Here is a 17,078-nt window from a genome sequence, read left to right on the forward strand (position 1 = left end):
TTCTTGTTGGCAGTTGGGGCTTATATCGAGCATGCTCCGGATCACATTTGAAGACAATGTTAGCTTTATTGACTCCTATGTAGTTTTACTTAATTCATGTTCTGGTGTGGCAAAAGCATGATTTGAGGCAAACGATCTGTGATTGAGAATCTTCCCAATTACTTGGAATGATGCAATGATTTCAGTGAAGTAACCTAAAAATCAGTGGGGTGTAGAGATGCTTAAGGATGACGCGGGAGAAAAATTTGATATTCGTCGGCTCTCCTTGCTTTTGGAGGTTGTTGAGCAGGGTTCCATCACTGCCGCCGCCGATTTGATGCTTTACACACCCTCGGCGGTGTCCCAGCAGCTGCGAAAACTCGAGCAAGAAGTTGGCCAGCCGCTCCTTGTGCGCAAATCGCGCGGAGTGGTTCCGACCGAGGCAGGGCAGATCCTGGTTGAACATGCCAGGAAGATCATGTGGCAGATGGATGCCGCGCGAGCCGACCTGGAACAAATTGCCGGGCTGAAACGCGGGGCGGTAGCGATCGGTACGTTCCCAACGCTCGCGGCGTCGTTTTTGCCGTTGGTGATCAGGGCATTTAAGAAGCGGTATCCGTCCATCGAGCTTTCCGTGCGCAGCGCACGGTTTGATCAGCTGCTCAAGGACCTGCAGACCGGTGCGACGGGTTTGTGTTTATTGTGGGACTATCCATGGGGACGGTTCCACGACGACTCGGTGAATATCACCGAGGTTTTTCAGGAGAGCACGGTGCTGCTCGTCTCAAAAACACATCATTTTGCGGATCGCGACAGCATCCAGATGTCCGAACTGCGCGATGAGTCGTGGATTGTGCGTTCGGACGCCCACCCCGTAGTGGAAGTGCTCGAGCGATCGGCCCACGAGGCCGGTTTCGAGCCAAAAATCGGCTTCATGGCCAACGACTACCAAGAGGCCCAAGCGATGGTGAGTGTCGGAATGGGGGTCGCGATGGTTCCCAAGACTGCCGTGGCGCTGCTGCATCCAGAGGTAAAAGTGCTGCAACTCGGTGCCGACGCTCCGCGCCGCCGCGTGTTCCTCGCGCAGCGCCAAGAGAAAGTGTATGCACCGGCCGAGGTCGCATTCCATGCAACCCTGCGGGAAATTGCCAGTGCGCAAAAGGCTGAATACATCTAGTGGTGTTGAGTGGGACGAGAAGAGAATCCCGCCGACGTCCCGGCTTTCGGAGTTAGCCAGCTGACGTGCAAATATGCGCGAATTCGGCGTAGATCGGTGCGCAATGAACTCTAAAATCAAGTAATGCAGGCACAGGGCACCAAAAAGCCATCCTCAAATTGTTGTTTGCCGGCGCAGCTGGTGACTATGTTCTATCTACGAAGTGTTCTTGACCAGAGCCAGGCGGTGTCCTCACGTTGTGAACCTACCGGAGAGTGCTATGCGGCTCGTGCTGTGGGCGGAGGGCTGTTATGCGCCTTCAGCGCATAAGCGTGGTGCCTGTATTTACTTGGGCTGGGCGGTAGTCGTTTCTTAGGGTGATCGATTAAAGGATCAATGAGGCCTTGCGGTGGTCAACCATAGTTGAGTGTGCGTTTTAGTGGAAAACTTGACCTCCTAAATCTACATAGGTAGCATGTTGGGTATGGAACGATTAACGAGGCATACCCCCGCAACTGCTGCTGTCATCGGTGTGCTTATGGAATCGCCTGATGCGATCTGGGGTCTCCAGGTTGTCAAGGCAACCGGCCTTAAGACTGGGACGGTATATCCAATCCTTGAGCGCCTGGAAGATGCGGGCTGGATAACAAGCGAGTGGGATACGGACTTGACGCGCAAAGGCCCTCGTCGTCGGTACTTCAAATTGGATGCGGCTGCTGTTCCGTATGCTCAAGAGTACATTTCCAGTCAGCAGCCAAAACCTGTCATTGGTACTGGTCTCCAATCTGGGAAATTTGCATGAGTCAGACACTGCTGGTGCGTGTGATACTGCGAGTTTCGCTCCTTGTGACTCCGGCCCATTTACGTCAAGTGCGCTCCGAGCAGTGGAGGGCGGACCTACGGGACTGTGGAGATATGGATATCTCATCGGCCGATGTTGTAGTCGGAGCCCTTGTTGCCGGAATGCGTTTGAGAATTACGCATGGATTCGCATCACTGTCCAGCCCCACTCAATTCAAAGAGGAAAAATCAATGAAAATTCTGTTACCTACCGCCCTAGTCGCTGCTGTTCTGACGCTCGGAGGAATTGCGGGTGCATCAACGATGCCGAATCATGAGGTCGTGCATATTTCTATCCCTGAAGGGATGATTCAGGAGAATGAGCGAAGCACTCCATCGGATCCGATGATTATTGATGGCGTAGAAGTCCTTGGGGGCGGCGAAGTTGCGCCTACCTATGAGGGTGAATAAATAGTTGGCAACAATTTGCCTGTTTCTCTAAATCTACATAGTATGAGATCGACGTATGTTGTTTACGTTGGTCTCCTACTATTCAATAGGAACTTTTATGAAACGTGCCGCGTTGGCCGCGAAAGCTGGCATATTGGCCTTGGCTTTCTCTCTCATTCCGGGAATCGCTTCAGCGACTGAAGCTGAGACCCCGCAATGGGCAATTGATGAGGGCATCACCATTGTTGAACTTGACCCAACGGAGGGAACGCCGATTTCGGGGCACGAACTGGCTGAAATCGAAGCGTTGGAAGAAACGCAAATGCCTGCGCAGGGTAGTCCGATTTACCTTAGTGATGCGCCTATTGCCCAACCATTTATCAACATCGTGACCTGCGGTAGTCGTATTGATTGGTACCGTTGGCGTGGACAAGACGGAAAGAATGTACTTTGCTTCGCCAACAAGGGGGACGCAAATATAGATAGGTACAACAACGTGCGCTACGTATGTCCCGGCTCCAACCGCGGTCAGACCCGGTATTACTACGGGAATCAGCACTACTGGAGCACCTTGCGCGGCCCAATGTCGGACCACAAGACTTGCTACTCGTTTGGCGACTACGCAGTTGCCGCCAAAGGGGTAAGTATTAAATAAGCTCTGCTCTACATTTTGGAGGGGCGGGGAAAATGCGGAGTTGCATTTGCCCCGCCCTTTGCGCGTCCAAAGGCATTCCAATCTCAGGAGACCCTGTCTTGCCTTGTCATGTAGGATAGACCACTCTAATTTCGAATGCTGTGACGGGCAGCTTGACCCTTGGTTCTTGTATTGAAATACCTTGGACTTCATGCGATCCTCAAACGCGGACACCGTAGACTCAAAATCATCCCGCTGCACGTTACTGATCGCATTCTTCGCATCATTCCACTCGTGCTCGATCGAATTGCGATCCGGAGCATGCCGCGAAAAATGGATCAACTGAACACTCTGCAACCTCTGACTAGCTACGATCCCAGTACGAATCAGTTTCCTTTGATGCTACGTGGTGTCATTCCGCACAATCACGTTGTTCTTCCCCGAACGCAACCCCGCCAATGTAGGCACCGCTTCTAGGATGGTTTCGCTGTTCTGCCAATCTAACCGCATCGTGATGCAGCGCCCGGTGTTTTGGTCTAGGAACCCAATCAACGACTGTCCGCTACCATGCACTCCGGTAACATTTTGGCCATGGCCAAACGCAAAACTCTGCCCAAAAATTTTGAAGAGATGCTCGGTACTGCTTCGCTGGATGAACTCAAAGCGGTGTTCAACAAATGCCTGCTTGACGCACGCGGTGGATACAACAAGTGCACGGCCTTGGGCTTTGTGGATTGTCCCGATGCTCTGGTTACGTGGCTGGTTGAGCAGGGGCTTGAGGTGGATGCGGAAGATACCTATGGCGCAACAGCCCTGTGGCAACGGGCCCGGTGGGGCCGTACGGAGCAGCTGCCATTGCTTGTTGCTTTGGGGGCAGGCATCAACAAACCGCGTAGTGGCGGGGTGACGCCACTACACGCCGCCGCTGAAGGAGGCCATGTCGAGGCGGCCCGGATCCTGCTCGACGCCGGGGCACAGCGTCAGCCGCTGACCGACGGCACGCGCCAGACGCCACTGCATTATGCGCTCAGCTGCACCAGTAACGCCCAGATTCCCGGTACCGCGCAGATTGCTCAGTTGCTCTTGGCGGAAGGCGAACCGGTAACGGTGCCGATGCAAGAGGAAGTAACACGCATCGGTAAAAGCTTCGAGCAATTTCGTGAATCCTTCAACCCGGACTATCTAGAGCAAACAGATGCTGCGCTTCACCGTCTCTACGAACTTTTCGACGTCACGCCGGTGTCGCCACGACTCACCTACGATGGACATTCGCCAATCATCTTGGCAGACGGACCATGGCAGAAGCAGCATGAACAGTTGTGGGAATTGCTGGTTCCTGCCAGCGGGGTGGCAACAACCGTTCAAGGTGAAGTGATCAGAGTGAGTGGACGGATTGCCAATGAAATTCTTGGCAACGGCTCGATCAACTGGGACAAAGATTTTAGGGCCATGGCGGATGCGGTGCTTGGGTACGTGAACCAGGGTCAGGCCCTGCCTCCTGCGCTGCTGTCCGCGGCGCGGGACTCGGCCAAGAGCGTGCGCTCGGGAACGGCCGATGATCGGCAGGTCTACCGGCTTAGCGAGCTGGCGGTTGCTTGGGTTCGGCTGAACCCGACGCCCATCAGCTTGGAACAGGTCGCTTACCGGCGGTAGTCGTAGAAGCAGCCAGAGCCTTGATCCGCGAGTTTGCGGATCAAGGCTCTGGCTGTTTGTTATGAAGTTTGGTGTGTGCTTTGAGTGACCGTCGGCGAGTTAGCCGTCGATGCTGACACCTTCTTCTTGCGACTTGCCCGAGACGCGGAGGTTCCAGTGTTCAAGGACCTTGGTGTCGGTAGGTTTGGACGCCAGCGACACTACGATGAATGTCAGTGCTGAGGCGATCAGGCCGAAGTAGATTGGTTCGTTTGCGTAGACGCCGTCGAACTTGTTTTCGGCTTGGATTTCCAGCACGATCATGGTTCCCAGCGTGACCAGTGTGCCGGCGGCCATGGAGACGGTGGCTCCCGCGCCGTTTCCGCGCTTCCAGAGCAGTCCGCCGATGATTGCCACCAGCAGGCCGCCAACCAGGATGTCGTAGGCGATGGTCAGGGCCGCGACCACGTCATCCACCAGGATTGCCAGGGATACCGTGACCACACCCAGCACCAGCACCCAGATGCGGTTTGCCCGTACGTCGTGCTCGGGGTTTTCGTTTGAGTTCACGGTGACGCTGCGACCGAACCACCCAGCCACGAAGGGGGTGACGTCGGTACGGGCGACGGTTGCCGCTGCGATCAGCGCACCCGAAGCGGTGGACATCATGGCGGCTACTGCGGCGGCCATGACCAGGCCGCCCACGGCTACTGGAAGTAGCTGGGTGGCAACCTCGGCGTAGACAACGTCCTTATTGGTGTCGGCGCCGGTGATATCCGGCAACGCAACCTTGGCGGCCATGCCGATCAATGCGCCGGCCACGCCGTAGATGATGCAGTAGATACCTGCGGTCATCCCGCCCCAGCGGGCAACCTTTGGAGTTTTGGCGGTGAACACACGCTGCCAGATGTCCTGGCCGATCAGCAGGCCCAGGGTGTAGACCACAAAGTAGGTGATGATCGACTGCAGGCCGATGCCGGTGATGTCAAAAAATTCATCACCAATACGCTCGCGGATTCCGTCCATTCCGCCGGCGGCATTCAAGGAGAATGGAAGCATCAGGGCGAAGATACCGATGGTTTTGATAACAAACTGCACCTGGTCGGCCAGCGTGATTGACCACATGCCGCCGATGGTTGAGTAAATCACCACGATTGCACCGCCGATGGCGATTGCCACCCACTTCTCCCAGTCGAAAAGCACCACAAAAATCGTGGCGTAGGCGCTGGTGGATGTGGCGCACAACATCAGGGTGTAGGCCAGCATCACGATGCCCGAGGTATTGGTGGCCGACTTGCTGCCGTAGCGCAGGCTCAGCATCTGGGACACGGTGAAGACCTTCAGCTTTTGCAGCGTCGGGGCAAAAACAAGCGACAACAAGATGACGCCTGCGCCAATCGCAGCCACAAGCCACATGCCGGAGATGCCCCACTTGTAGCCTAGGCCCACACCTCCAACGGTGGATGCCCCGCCCAAGACAACTGCGGCCATGGTGCCGGTGTAAAGCACCGGGCCCAAGCGGCGTCCGGCGACCAGGTAGTCGCTGCTGTTTTTGGTACGCGATTTACCCCACCAGCCGAAGGCCAGCATGGCCGCGAGGTACAGCGCGACAATCGTTCCGTTTATGAATTCCATGGAGAACCTCACTGGAGAGTTTAACCAGCCGGTGATGCCTGCCAGTAAACATTAGTTTTCTAATAGAATATTGACTCGGCGTGATCTGGTCAACATTTCCGCAGTGTTCGCCGTAGAATGTGCGGTGCGAAATCCGAGTGACGAAGCACACTGTCTTGCCGCGCGTCATTCTCTGGACAATATGAGCAGGCATATGCATGAACTCGCGCATCGTGTCATACTCGCGTAGCAATCGGTATTCATGGTGTGCAATTGCAGAGATTTTAGTACTGTTTTGCCACGACGCAACGTTGCATCACCCGGTCCCCGTACCGTTTAACTCGTTGTTGCGTCTGATGACCATGAAACAGAAAGACGCCTCCTGAACATGAGTGATAACGGTCAAGAGCAGACCCGGAAATCTGCTGGACATGTCATTGTCGATACCCTCGCTGCACACGGTGTTGAGCGCACCTATGTTGTGCCCGGCGAAAGCTACCTCGACGTCCTTGACGGTCTGCATAACTCTTCTATCGAAACGATCGTTTGCCGCCACGAGGGCGGCGCGACCTACATGGCCGAGGCCGACGGAAAACTGCATCAGCGTCCGGGCATTGCCATGGTGACCCGCGGCCCGGGAGCTGCCAACGCACACGTCGGTTTGCACACCGCGTGGCAGGACTCGACCCCGCTGGTACTTTTTGTTGGTCTCATTCCCTTTGAACACCGCGAAAAGGAAGCCTTCCAGGAATTTGATCCGAAGGCTTGGTTCGGCACCGGCGCCAAACGTGTGATGATCCTTGACCATGCCGAGCGTGCCAGTGAAATTGTCGCCGAGGCGATGTTTGCCGCGATGTCCGGACGCCCCGGACCGGTGGTGGTTGGTTTGCCTGAAGATATCATCCGCCATGAAATCTCGGCCGAACTGCATCCTGAAATCCCGGTGGCCACCGGCGGTATGACCGTTACCGACTGGAAGGCTCTGAATGCCGCCCTTCAGGAAGCCGAAAAGCCGTTGTTTGTGTTCGGCGGGAATGACTGGTCGCATGAGGGTGCGGCGGACTTCACCTGCTGGCTCGAAGAACACGACCTGCCCGCTGCCGCCGAATGGCGCTGCGAGGGTACCGTTCCCTTCGATTCCCCGTCCTACGTCGGACCCATCGGCTACGGCCGCCCCAAGCCGACCTATGATCTGCTTGAAGAAACCGACCTCCTGATCTTTGTCGGGACCGTGCCGGGCGACGTGATCACCGACGGCTTCAACGTCCGCCAGAACTGGGAAAAGAAAAACTTCATCGTCACCATCGACCCGGCCCTGCGTGGCCGCTCCGGTCCGGTGTCGCATCAGATTGTGGCCAAGCCGGATGTTTTTGTCCGCGACTTGCTGCTGATGGATCTGCCGGTCAAGGATTCCTGGAAGGAGTGGACCTCACGGATGCGTGGCGAGCAAGAAAAATTTGCGCAGCTTCCACCGGCCACCCCCAGCCAGGGGCAGGCCAAGATGGCCACCATGATGTCCAACCTGGTGAAGTCGTTGCCTGAGGACGCATTGGTCACCTTTGGCGCCGGCGAGCACACCAACTGGGCACACCGCTACTTCCCGACTAACGGGTATGCCTCGATGATCTCGGCGCGCAACGGATCCATGGGGTATTCGGTGCCTTCCGCCGTGGCCGCCTCACTGAGCTACCCGGGTCGCCGGGTGGTAACCATTGCCGGTGACGGCGAGTTCCTGATGAACGGTCAGGAGCTGGCTACCGCAACCCAGTACGGGGCCACCCCACTGGTCATCGTGATGGACAACCAGCAGTACGGAACCATCCGCACCCACCAGGAACGCCAATACCCGGAGCGTGTCTCCGGGACGCAGCTGGCAAACCCCGACTTCGCCCTGATGGCGCAGGCCTTCGGCGGGTTTGGGGTACGCGTTGAGCAGGATGCCGACGTGCCGGCCGCGCTGGAAGCAGCGTTGAAGGCGATTGATGAAGAGCAGAAGTTTGCACTGATTCACCTGATCGTTGAGCAGGGAGTTAAGGCTTACTAAGCCTGGGCAACAAGCGCATACACGGCTCGGGTCCGGCAATTGTCGGTAAGCTGGGCATATAATTCCAGCGGGTGTCCTTTTAGGTTGCCCGCTGGATGCCTTTAACCCAAGGTGTTGGCCTGGCACGGAGGACTCGTGGCAGGGGAAAACGAGTTTCAGAGAGCCGAGCGATCATGAACGAAGCCCTAATTGCCAGTCTGGCCCGCGCCGTAGACCTGACACCGGATGACCTAGAACTCAGGATGCATCTTGCGCAGCTGCTTCACGGGGCCAATCGCCAGGCCGAAGCGCTGACACATCTGAATGCGGTCATCCAGAACGATCCGGGGAACACTGCGGCATTGGGCCTGCTGGGGCAGGTCACCGCGGCGCTGGTGGGCGGCTCGGCCCCCGGTACGCAGAGGAAACCAGAAACCGAGACGGCTGCCGCGCCAGCGGCCACCACCGCGCAAGCGCAGGAGTACGACTGGAGCGCCGCCGCGGCGCAGTTTGATAACTCCGTGGCCGCGCCCTTTGTGGAACAACACATCGACATCACCGAGGAATCCGGCGAACTGGAACCTCCGCTGGAACCTGCCGGTGAGCCGGTGACACTGGCTGATGTGGGTGGCCTGCAGGCGGTCAAAGACCGTCTGAATGAATCCTTTTTGGCTCCGATGCGCAATGCGGCCATTGCCAAGGCTTTTGGCAAGTCACTGCGTGGCGGGCTGTTGCTGTACGGTCCTCCCGGCTGCGGAAAAACCTTTGTTGCGCGGGCGGTAGCCGGTGAGCTGCAAGCGAATTTTATGGCCGTGACCATGACCGACATCCTTGATTCGCATGTGGGCGGCACCGAAAAGAACCTCAAGGCCTTATTCGACAAAGCCCGGGAGAATGCACCCACCGTGCTTTTCCTTGACGAGGTTGATGCGCTGGGACTGCGTCGCGGCTCGTTAACCGGATCCGCCTCGTGGTTGCGCCAGATGGTGAATCAACTGCTGCTTGAAATGGATTCGATTTCGGCCAACAATGACGGGCTTTATGTTTTGGCCGCTACCAACCACCCGTGGGATCTGGACGAGGCGTTGCTGCGCCCGGGCCGTTTAGACAGGGCTGTGCTTGTGACCCCGCCCGATGCCGCTGCGCGCGAATCGATCCTGCACCACCACCTGGAGCGCCGGCCCATCGCCGGGATCGACCTGAAATGGATCATGTCGCAGACCGACGGTTTCTCCGGCGCGGATTTGGAGCACCTGTGCACCACCGCGGCAGAGAAAGCCATGATGCTCTCCATTGAACGCAACGAAGTTCTCCCCGTGGACATGGGGCATATCCGCCAAGCGCTGTCAGAGGTCAAACCCTCTACGCTGCCGTGGCTTGAATCGGCGCGCAACGTTGTGCGGTTCGGCAACGAGAACGGGCGCTATGACGACCTGGCCGACTACCTGCGCTCACGGAAGATGATTTAGGACCCCGCGGGGTTTTTGTTTTATGGAATTCGATGTACTGCGCACCCGGGTCAGTCACCACCTGGCGACCGGCCGTGCCGCTCAAGCTGTTGACCTGCTCAAGGACCATCTGCAGGAGCACCAGGAAAAACCCGAATTCTGGGTTTACTACGCCTCCGCTCTGCTGAGCCTGCACCGTTATGCTGACGCGGAGAGCGCTGCCCGTGCAGCGCTGAATTTGAGCACGGAACAACCCCAGGCCGGGAAGGTGCTCGCTGTGGCGTTGATGCGCCAAGAGCGGCGTGATGAAGCGTTGCAGACCGTGTACTGGCTCATCAACGACTGGCCGGAATTCGCCTACGCACACTACCTGCTGGGAATGATCCTGATCAGTTCGGCGCGCAGTGCCGAGGACCGGAAACTTGCACGCCAGGCGACCGAGCATGCGCTGGAACTGGAGCCGGAGGACCCTGACTATTATCAGGGGGCTGCGTTGGCCGCTCAGCTTTCCGGTGATCACCGGGCCGCGCTGGAGTATTTGCGTGCCGGGCTGAGTATCGACCCGAATCATCAAGGGATGCTGCGGTTCGCGGCGGAAACCAAAAACGGGGAAAAGCTGGTTGGCGACCGTGGGCAGCTGCTGCGTGGCCTGTTGGCCAGCGACCCCATGAATGAAGGATTGCATGAAGATTTTGCAGAGACCTTTGTGGAAAAGCAGGGGGTGTATCGCAACAGGTTCTGGGTCTTCATTCCGCTGCTAGCCTGCTTGGCCTCGTTCGGCGCCCTGGCCGAGGGAGGTGCTCGGTTCATCTTTCCGGCGCTGATTGCTGCGGTGTCCGGGGGTTTCGCCCTGTGGAATATGAAGAGCTACAAATCATCGATCAAACCATTGCCCGCGGGGTACATCGATGACCTCCGGAGCAAAAACCGCTGGGTTTTCAGGGCACTGCGTTTTTATCAGGGCAGTTGGGCCGCGGGGCTGGCCGGTGCGTTGCTCGCCTGCTTTGAAGCGACCCGGCTGGCTGGTGTGTTGTTGCTTTTGCTCGGTGTCACCGGCAGCCAGCTGGCAGGGTCATGGATCGGCCGGGAAATCGCCGGAGTTCCGCAAGACCCCCATGATGCCAAGGCTCGGCGGTTGTTCCTGCTGCGCCGCAGCGGTGCCCTGGCCTCAGGGTTTTGGCTGCGGGTTCTGCTGGTGGTGGTGAATCTGGTCCTGCTGGGCTTGTGCGCCGCCGGTGATGCACGCTTGGCTTCCGTGCCGCTGGCCGCGGTGGGCATCGGGTTGTTGGCGGTGGCAATCCCGCTGATCGCGGCGCAAATTCACTTGGGTTTCTCCGGCAACGCGTTCGCCTACGGATTGGCCCTGGATTCTTCGTCCAAACATCGCACGGGAGCACTGATCCGAGGCAACGTTGGAGCCATTTACTACATCGGTGTGCATCTGGTTTTCGGCCTGATCGCGACAGCTGTTGCCGTTGTGTTGTTGATTGGCGGGCCGGACGAGTTCGACTCCACAGACCCGCCGGCCACAGAGCATGAGTGGTCCGAACAGGAAATCAAGCAGCTCAAAGACTCACTTAACCAGTCGCCCACCCCGGGCGGGCAGCTTCCGAGCCTGCCGTCTTTTCCTACGCTGGATCTGCCATAGCGGCTTGTTTCGTGAGGTGAGAGTCACGATCGAAGGCGCTGTCTTGGCACGAGGAACACAACAGTTTAAGATGAAGTGCTACCGAACTCCGTGAGCAGTTTAATTCCCAAACACGAGGTGGAAAATCAGATGGCACATATGAGCGAGGAGCTCATTGAGCAGTGGGCGGACGCCACTGCTGAAATCTACAATGAGTCCCTGACCGGTATTAATCTGACCCGGTTGCCTGACGCCGTGGCTCAGTACGCTGACCTCTTCGCGCAGAGCGAGGACTTGACCTTCAATGAGGGTTCCACCCCAACCGATTTTTTTGAGCACCACCCGTTCGTGGCGATCACCGCGATCCTCAACAACCCCGATGCCCTCGAGGTACTTGATTCGGATGCCCAGGATGCCTTGGACTCCATGGCAGACTTCACCGAAGCTTGGTACAACTTCGACCTTGAGCAGGAACCGGAACTCGGGATTTCCGAAGCTGACGAAGACGAAGACTGGTAAACCACCGTTGATGCCGGCCAACTGACCGGCTGGAAATCTGCCCGGGCCGATTCTCGCAGTGATCTTATCGCTGCAGGAATCGGCCTGTGTCTTCTCGGGACAGCCCGGTCTCCGCGCAGAGGACGTCCAGGAGGATGCCCTTTTCGCGTTTGGTGGCCTTGGTGTGCTCCAGAGCGAAGCCTTTGACGATCCGATGGTGTGTTGTTATCGAGAATCCTCGCTTCATGTCTCCAGCAGGCCGCGGTGCCTGCTGGAACGCCAGAGTTTTCGCGAGCAAAGATAGTTGATGCATGGGTTTTGTTTCACGAGCATTCTTAACGAGTCAACGCGTGCCCTTGGCAAGCGGCGCTAGGAATGGGATTATGCCGGTATGAGCCAGTTCAGTGTGTTTGAAAGCACCATGACCATTCACCTCCCGGTGCACCGCGTGTGGGAGCTGCTGACCGATTGGGCCGCGGCACCCCTGTGGATGCACGGTATCGGATCAATGCATTCTGACGACCCGCAACTGCGTGTGGGGACCAACCTGATCTATCGGGTCGCCGGGCACGAACGCAGATACGAGGTCCATGACCTCATTGAAAACCGGTTGCTGGTGCTGCATACCTCTCAGAATCCTGACGGGCTCTCCTTCCGCTACGACCTGAAAGACGACGCCGGCTACACCGAGGTGGTGCTGCAGGTTGCAATCATCAATCCGGATTTGAGCGTCGAAGAGTGTGAAGAACTGGCGGCGCATGTGCGTGAAAGCGAAGAGGACAAGCTGGACCAGCTGCGTATGTATGCCGAAGCCGCCCCGTAAGCCAGCTCAGCTCGTGGCCGCTGCTGGATGTTCCCCGCGTTCATAGGCGGCGCCCGGGACAAACTCGCTTCCGGCAAACAGCTGTTTCACGGTGACCAAGGTGTAGCCATCCTCGGTCAGTTTTTTGACCAGGTTGGGCACGGCTTCCACCGAGCTCTCATGAATATCGTGCATGAGGATAATTGATCCCGGCTTGACCTCGTCCATGGCGATCTTCACAGTTTTTACCGGGTCGTGGTGTTGCCAGTCCAAGGTGTCCACGTCCCACAACACGAGCGGGTAGGGGATCAGCCGGTCGTAGACGACCCCGTGGCTGCCGTAGGGCGGTCGCAAAACATCTGGTTTTTCTCCGGAAGCCTTTTCGATGGCTTCTTCGGTCCACTGGACTTCGTGCTCAATCTGTTCTTTGGTCAGGGTAGTGATATCCGCATGATCCCAGGTATGGCTGCCAAGTTCATGCCCCTCGGCGACCATCCGCTGAAGGGTCTGAGGGTACTTGCCTACGTTGTTTCCCACCATAAAAAATGTGGCGGGTGCTTTGGCTTCCGCCAGTTCATCAAGCAGCCGCTCGGTGTATTCTCCTGGCCCGTCGTCAAAGGTCAGGGCCACGCACTTTGACACGGTGCAGTCCACCGGCGCCGGGCTCTCCTCGGCCTGGGCGTTCTCCGCCTCGGAGGGAGCCTGCGTGGAACCGCACCCCGTGAGCAGTCCGAGGCTCAATGCCGCCACGGCACCGTAGGCGAAGATGGTGGACAAATGCTTCATGAGTCCACCATCTCGCGTTTCTCTTCAAACTGCACTACTGGCACACGCCGCGTGTTGAGTTCTGGGCAAACAATTAGCTGCCCTTCAGCTCCTCGAGCGGAGCGGGTGTATCCAGTGGGTGCGCCACCTCATCTTTGGCAAACTTTCCTGCCTTCCACGCAATCACCCCGAAGATCGGGGAAGCGACTCCGGCAATGATGAAGATTGCCTGCAAGCTCATCACCTGGCTCAACGGTCCGGCTACCGCCATGGAAATCGGCATCAAGGCCAGTGAGACGAAAAAGTCCAAACTGGAGATTCGTCCAAGCAGATGCTTGGGAACTCGTCGTTGCAACAGGGTTCCCCAGATGACCATTCCGGCCGCATCGGTCACACCGAAAATCACGAGAATCGCAAAAAGCATCCATGCGGCCTCGACATACCCGACAAAAGCCAGCGGCAAGGTGCCCAGGCACCAGCACGCGGTCATGAGCGTCAGGTAGCGTCGCGGGAATCTTGATGAGGCAATGATCAAGGAACCTGCCGCCGAGCCGATCCCAAAAAAGGCCAGCGCGTAGCCAAACAGCGTAGCGTCCCCGTGGAGCTGGTCGCTGACGATGAATGGCAGCAACACCTCAAAGGGTCCGATGAACGTGAACACCGAAACTGTTGTAAAAAGCAGGGTCCACCGCAGCCAGCTGGTGTGCATCGTGTAGCGCACACCCTCACGCAGTTGGGTGAGGATTCCTGGCTGCTTTTGTTCGGTCTGCTCGGACGCGGTGTCGTATTCAGAGCGCCGCCGGATGAATTGCAGTACAACCAACGCCGCTAGATGGCTCAGTGAGACCCCGAGGATTGCGTGCGCGGGGGATATCAGCGCGACCAGGAAACCAGCGGTCATTGGCCCCAGCGCGGTCTGCACTACCGGCCGGACCGTGCCTTCCAACCCGTTGGCTGCCAACAGCTGCTCGCCGGGCAGCATTCGTGGCAGCAACGCCGAATAGGCAGGGTAGAAAAACGCCGCGGATGCCCCAGAAAAGAAACCGGTAACGCTCAGGTGCCACAACTGCAAAGAGCCGGTGAGGGCTAGTGTTGCAGTGGCGGACATGACGATCAGATTCAGGATCTCGACGCGGATGACGATTTTACGGCTGGAATAGCGGTCGGCCATGATTCCACCGAGCAGCACGAAGGCCAAAAGGCCGACGCTGTTGACGGTGGCGACTACCGAGAGTTCCATGGGTCCGCCGCCAAGCGCACGCACCTGGTAAACCATGGCCACAGCCCACATGCCAGCGGCGAACGTGGAGACAACCATGGCGCTTGCCAGCAGTGCGTAGTCTCGTTGCGAGAAGGGCTTAACCAGACGCCGAATGGAGGTCGTCAAAGTACTCACGACAATCTCCTGTCCCGCGAGCGTAGGACTCAATCATCAGGCTACTGATTGGTATTTGTCAATCGCAATTTTTGAGCTTTTCCGTGAACTTTGAATGGAGGGCCAATGCGGTTTCATACTCGAACGTGCGCGTAGTACTTCGACTGCTCCACGGTGTTGAAATCTTTTGCTTTCGAAATTGGCCTCATGCCGACTCGAGTTGTAGGGAACAAGAGGGGTAGTTGCGTAGGATCAAGATAAATCTGGTGAATTATGGCGACGGGAGTTCTGGTTGGCCTGTGGCGGATTGCTGAAAGCCGAGGACGGGACTACGTCGAACGGCACGTGGATTGCGTGGGAGCTGAACCGTGACGTCACCGGACGCATCATGGGTGAAACTACCCCGGAAGGTGACGTGCTTGCCGGGACGTCCACTGCGGGTGATCGTGGTGCTGCTTATGACCGTGCGTTCACCTACGACCGGGCCGGACGGCTCACCGAGGTCAAGGACATCACCGCGCAGCCGGGTGAAACTGTGAACACTGATCCTGTTGAAGGGGCGGTGACGCCGACGACGGTGCGCAAGTATGTGTTTGATAAGAACGGTAACCGTGCCTCGTTGACGACCACGGTTAATGGAACCCAGACTGGATCGCGGACTTGGGCTTATGATGCGGCTGACCGTGTTGGTGTGGGGGCTGGGTATGTGTATGACGGGTTGGGGCGTCAGACCACGATCCCGGCCGCGGATGCTCCGGCAGCTGTTGGCGGGGTGAAGGCTGGGGTTGGGGCGATCACGGTGAAGTATTTCGCTGATGATGCTGCCGCCGCGATCACCCGCAATGGCACGACGTCCACGATTGCTCGGGATCCGTCAGGGCGCCGTTTGTCGGTGACCTCGACCGGAACCGCGGCGGCAGGGACCGAAACCAAGCACTATGCTGATGATTCGGATAATCCTGGGTGGACGACCTGTAAGCAAGGCACCGAAACCATCACCACCAGGTACGAATCCACCATCGGTGGAGACCTGGCGCTGGCCATCACCGGGAACACTGTCGAACTGGCCGTGAATAACCCCCACGGGGACGTGGTGGCTACTGTACCGTTGACTGGTACGGGTGCTGGTCAGGGTATTACTGGGTGGGTGCAGTATGACGAGTATGGCAACCAGCTCACCGAACCGGTGAGCACTGGTGCCACATCGTATGGTTGGCATGGTGCTGATGAGCGTGCGGTTGATACCAGCGGGCTGATCCTGATGGGTGCGCGGCTCTATAACTCGGTGACGGGTTTGTTCACCAGTCGGGACCCTGTTGAGGGAGGTAACTCCACGAGTTATGCCTACCCGCAGGACCCTATCGGAATGAACGACATCACCGGGTTGTGGGGCTGGAGTGGTTGGGCTAAGAACCTTGGGCGAGCAAGCATGATAGCGGGTTTTGTCCCTGGTCCAGCAGGGATCATATCAGCAGCGCTACTTGGATACGCGTCATCCTATGCTTACAAACAGGCTGGGAATCGCGCGGCGTCTCGAAGAATGTTTATTTCGACAACCATCGGTCTTGTCGTTCCCAGGTATGCTTCGGCATTTAGCAAGGTTAGAAAAGTCTATAAGGCTCAAAAAATCGGTAAGAGCAAAGTCTGGGTTCCACACCTTAAAGCAATCCGTAGATCCAGCGCTATTACTAAAAAGAATTTTAAGCGCGTTCAGTGGATAATTCTCTCCGAATGAATGCATGCATGCAAATTCGCCTGTAACAGGAATCATTATATAAATAGATATAGGCATTATATAAATAGATTGAGAATCTAGCGGCTAATTCGATCGGTGATCCGAGGGTCGGGAATTAAGGTATGACTCCAAGGGGTGGTGGTAAGGTGTTGTGGAAAAAAATTGTTTCTGTTTCTTTGGCAATTTTATTCATTTCTCTTGTGGTTGCAACAATGATTATTCTATTAGTGCTTGGGGAGGATAAAGTATCGGACTCATTTTTGAATTTTCTGTATCTTTCGACACCCATTGCATTGGCATCCTGGAAGGGGTGGGACTGGATTTCCAGCGTCAAAGTTGAACGAATTGAAGATGAAGATGATGGTTAATACTGTTTTTCCGCTCCTAGTGCGTAGACGCGCCGAAGTCACCGAAACCTAGTATGTCCACAAAATAGGTGTGGTGGGCCCGCCGGAGGGGGGGGGCCCCCCCCCCCAGCCCAAGACCGGGGGGCCCCCAACCCACACAGGCAGGGGCCCGGGCCCCGCCCCGCGCCGGCCCCCCGGGGGGCCCCAAAACCC

16 protein-coding genes and 1 pseudogene are annotated in these 17,078 nt (G+C 57.2%); 12 read left to right on the forward strand and 5 right to left on the reverse strand.

Annotated elements, in window-relative coordinates:
* The first annotated feature begins 217 nt into the window (after window positions 1–217).
* The 4 genes from ACIOWL_RS18485 (at window position 218) to ACIOWL_RS18500 (ending at window position 3,020) form a co-directional block, all read left to right on the forward strand.
* Window positions 218–1,156 carry a LysR substrate-binding domain-containing protein gene (locus tag ACIOWL_RS18485; RefSeq protein WP_400388530.1) on the forward strand — a complete coding sequence of 313 codons (939 nt, stop codon included), beginning with the start codon at window positions 218–220 and terminating at the stop codon, window positions 1,154–1,156.
* 463 nt (window positions 1,157–1,619) lie between these two features.
* Window positions 1,620–1,937 (forward strand): PadR family transcriptional regulator, encoded by a 318-nt coding sequence (locus tag ACIOWL_RS18490; RefSeq protein ID WP_400388532.1) that lies wholly within the window; start codon window positions 1,620–1,622, stop codon window positions 1,935–1,937.
* A 113-nt stretch (window positions 1,938–2,050) separates the two neighbouring features.
* Window positions 2,051–2,386 carry a hypothetical protein gene (locus ACIOWL_RS18495; RefSeq protein WP_400388535.1) on the forward strand — a complete coding sequence of 112 codons (336 nt, stop codon included), beginning with the start codon at window positions 2,051–2,053 and terminating at the stop codon, window positions 2,384–2,386.
* Window positions 2,387–2,483: 97 nt separating this feature from the next.
* Entirely contained in the window at window positions 2,484–3,020 is a 537-nt protein-coding gene (locus tag ACIOWL_RS18500; protein ID WP_400388581.1) for a hypothetical protein, read from the forward strand.
* A 165-nt stretch (window positions 3,021–3,185) separates the two neighbouring features.
* Here the strand turns inward: ACIOWL_RS18500 and ACIOWL_RS18505 are convergent.
* Window positions 3,186–3,563, reverse strand: a pseudogene (locus ACIOWL_RS18505) (IS630 family transposase); the annotation flags it as partial.
* Between the two features lie 27 nt (window positions 3,564–3,590).
* Between ACIOWL_RS18505 and ACIOWL_RS18510 the strand changes: the two are divergent.
* Window positions 3,591–4,652, forward strand: a complete 1,062-nt coding sequence (locus tag ACIOWL_RS18510) for an ankyrin repeat domain-containing protein (protein ID WP_400388538.1) — start codon at window positions 3,591–3,593, stop codon at window positions 4,650–4,652.
* A gap of 99 nt (window positions 4,653–4,751) precedes the next feature.
* Here ACIOWL_RS18510 and ACIOWL_RS18515 read toward each other — a convergent pair whose 3' ends face one another.
* Window positions 4,752–6,266: a sodium:solute symporter gene (locus ACIOWL_RS18515; protein ID WP_400388541.1), complete on the reverse strand. Its 1,515-nt coding sequence runs from the start codon at window positions 6,264–6,266 to the stop codon at window positions 4,752–4,754.
* A 367-nt stretch (window positions 6,267–6,633) separates the two neighbouring features.
* Here ACIOWL_RS18515 and ACIOWL_RS18520 point away from each other — a divergent pair, with 367 nt between their 5' ends.
* From ACIOWL_RS18520 to ACIOWL_RS18535, 4 genes are all read left to right on the forward strand, one after another.
* Window positions 6,634–8,289: a thiamine pyrophosphate-dependent enzyme gene (locus ACIOWL_RS18520; protein ID WP_400388544.1), complete on the forward strand. Its 1,656-nt coding sequence runs from the start codon at window positions 6,634–6,636 to the stop codon at window positions 8,287–8,289.
* Window positions 8,290–8,462: 173 nt separating this feature from the next.
* Window positions 8,463–9,737 (forward strand): AAA family ATPase, encoded by a 1,275-nt coding sequence (locus ACIOWL_RS18525; RefSeq protein WP_400388547.1) that lies wholly within the window; start codon window positions 8,463–8,465, stop codon window positions 9,735–9,737.
* 22 nt (window positions 9,738–9,759) lie between these two features.
* Window positions 9,760–11,364, forward strand: a complete 1,605-nt coding sequence (locus tag ACIOWL_RS18530) for a hypothetical protein (protein ID WP_400388550.1) — start codon at window positions 9,760–9,762, stop codon at window positions 11,362–11,364.
* Between the two features lie 129 nt (window positions 11,365–11,493).
* On the forward strand, window positions 11,494–11,862 hold the full coding sequence (locus ACIOWL_RS18535; RefSeq protein ID WP_400388553.1) for a hypothetical protein: 369 nt from the start codon (window positions 11,494–11,496) through the stop codon (window positions 11,860–11,862).
* 64 nt (window positions 11,863–11,926) lie between these two features.
* Here the strand turns inward: ACIOWL_RS18535 and ACIOWL_RS18540 are convergent, their stop codons facing one another.
* On the reverse strand, window positions 11,927–12,154 hold the full coding sequence (locus ACIOWL_RS18540) for a hypothetical protein (protein ID WP_400388556.1): 228 nt from the start codon (window positions 12,152–12,154) through the stop codon (window positions 11,927–11,929).
* A 78-nt stretch (window positions 12,155–12,232) separates the two neighbouring features.
* Here ACIOWL_RS18540 and ACIOWL_RS18545 point away from each other — a divergent pair, with 78 nt between their 5' ends.
* Entirely contained in the window at window positions 12,233–12,664 is a 432-nt protein-coding gene (locus tag ACIOWL_RS18545; protein ID WP_400388559.1) for an SRPBCC domain-containing protein, read from the forward strand.
* A gap of 6 nt (window positions 12,665–12,670) precedes the next feature.
* Here ACIOWL_RS18545 and ACIOWL_RS18550 read toward each other — a convergent pair whose 3' ends face one another.
* Together ACIOWL_RS18550 and ACIOWL_RS18555 are read right to left on the reverse strand one after the other, a co-directional pair.
* Window positions 12,671–13,429 carry a polysaccharide deacetylase family protein gene (locus ACIOWL_RS18550; RefSeq protein ID WP_400388561.1) on the reverse strand — a complete coding sequence of 253 codons (759 nt, stop codon included), beginning with the start codon at window positions 13,427–13,429 and terminating at the stop codon, window positions 12,671–12,673.
* Window positions 13,430–13,502: 73 nt separating this feature from the next.
* Window positions 13,503–14,804, reverse strand: a complete 1,302-nt coding sequence (locus ACIOWL_RS18555) for an MFS transporter (protein ID WP_400388564.1) — start codon at window positions 14,802–14,804, stop codon at window positions 13,503–13,505.
* A gap of 367 nt (window positions 14,805–15,171) precedes the next feature.
* On the opposite strand from ACIOWL_RS18555, the gene ACIOWL_RS18560 reads away from it, so the two are divergent.
* Entirely contained in the window at window positions 15,172–16,518 is a 1,347-nt protein-coding gene (locus tag ACIOWL_RS18560) for an RHS repeat-associated core domain-containing protein (RefSeq protein ID WP_400388566.1), read from the forward strand.
* 122 nt (window positions 16,519–16,640) lie between these two features.
* Window positions 16,641–16,886: a hypothetical protein gene (locus tag ACIOWL_RS18565; RefSeq protein WP_400388569.1), complete on the forward strand. Its 246-nt coding sequence runs from the start codon at window positions 16,641–16,643 to the stop codon at window positions 16,884–16,886.
* Window positions 16,887–17,078: the final 192 nt, after the last annotated feature.

The organism is Glutamicibacter sp. NPDC087344, assembly GCF_044744225.1.
Taxonomy (GTDB): Bacteria; Actinomycetota; Actinomycetes; order Actinomycetales; family Micrococcaceae; genus Glutamicibacter.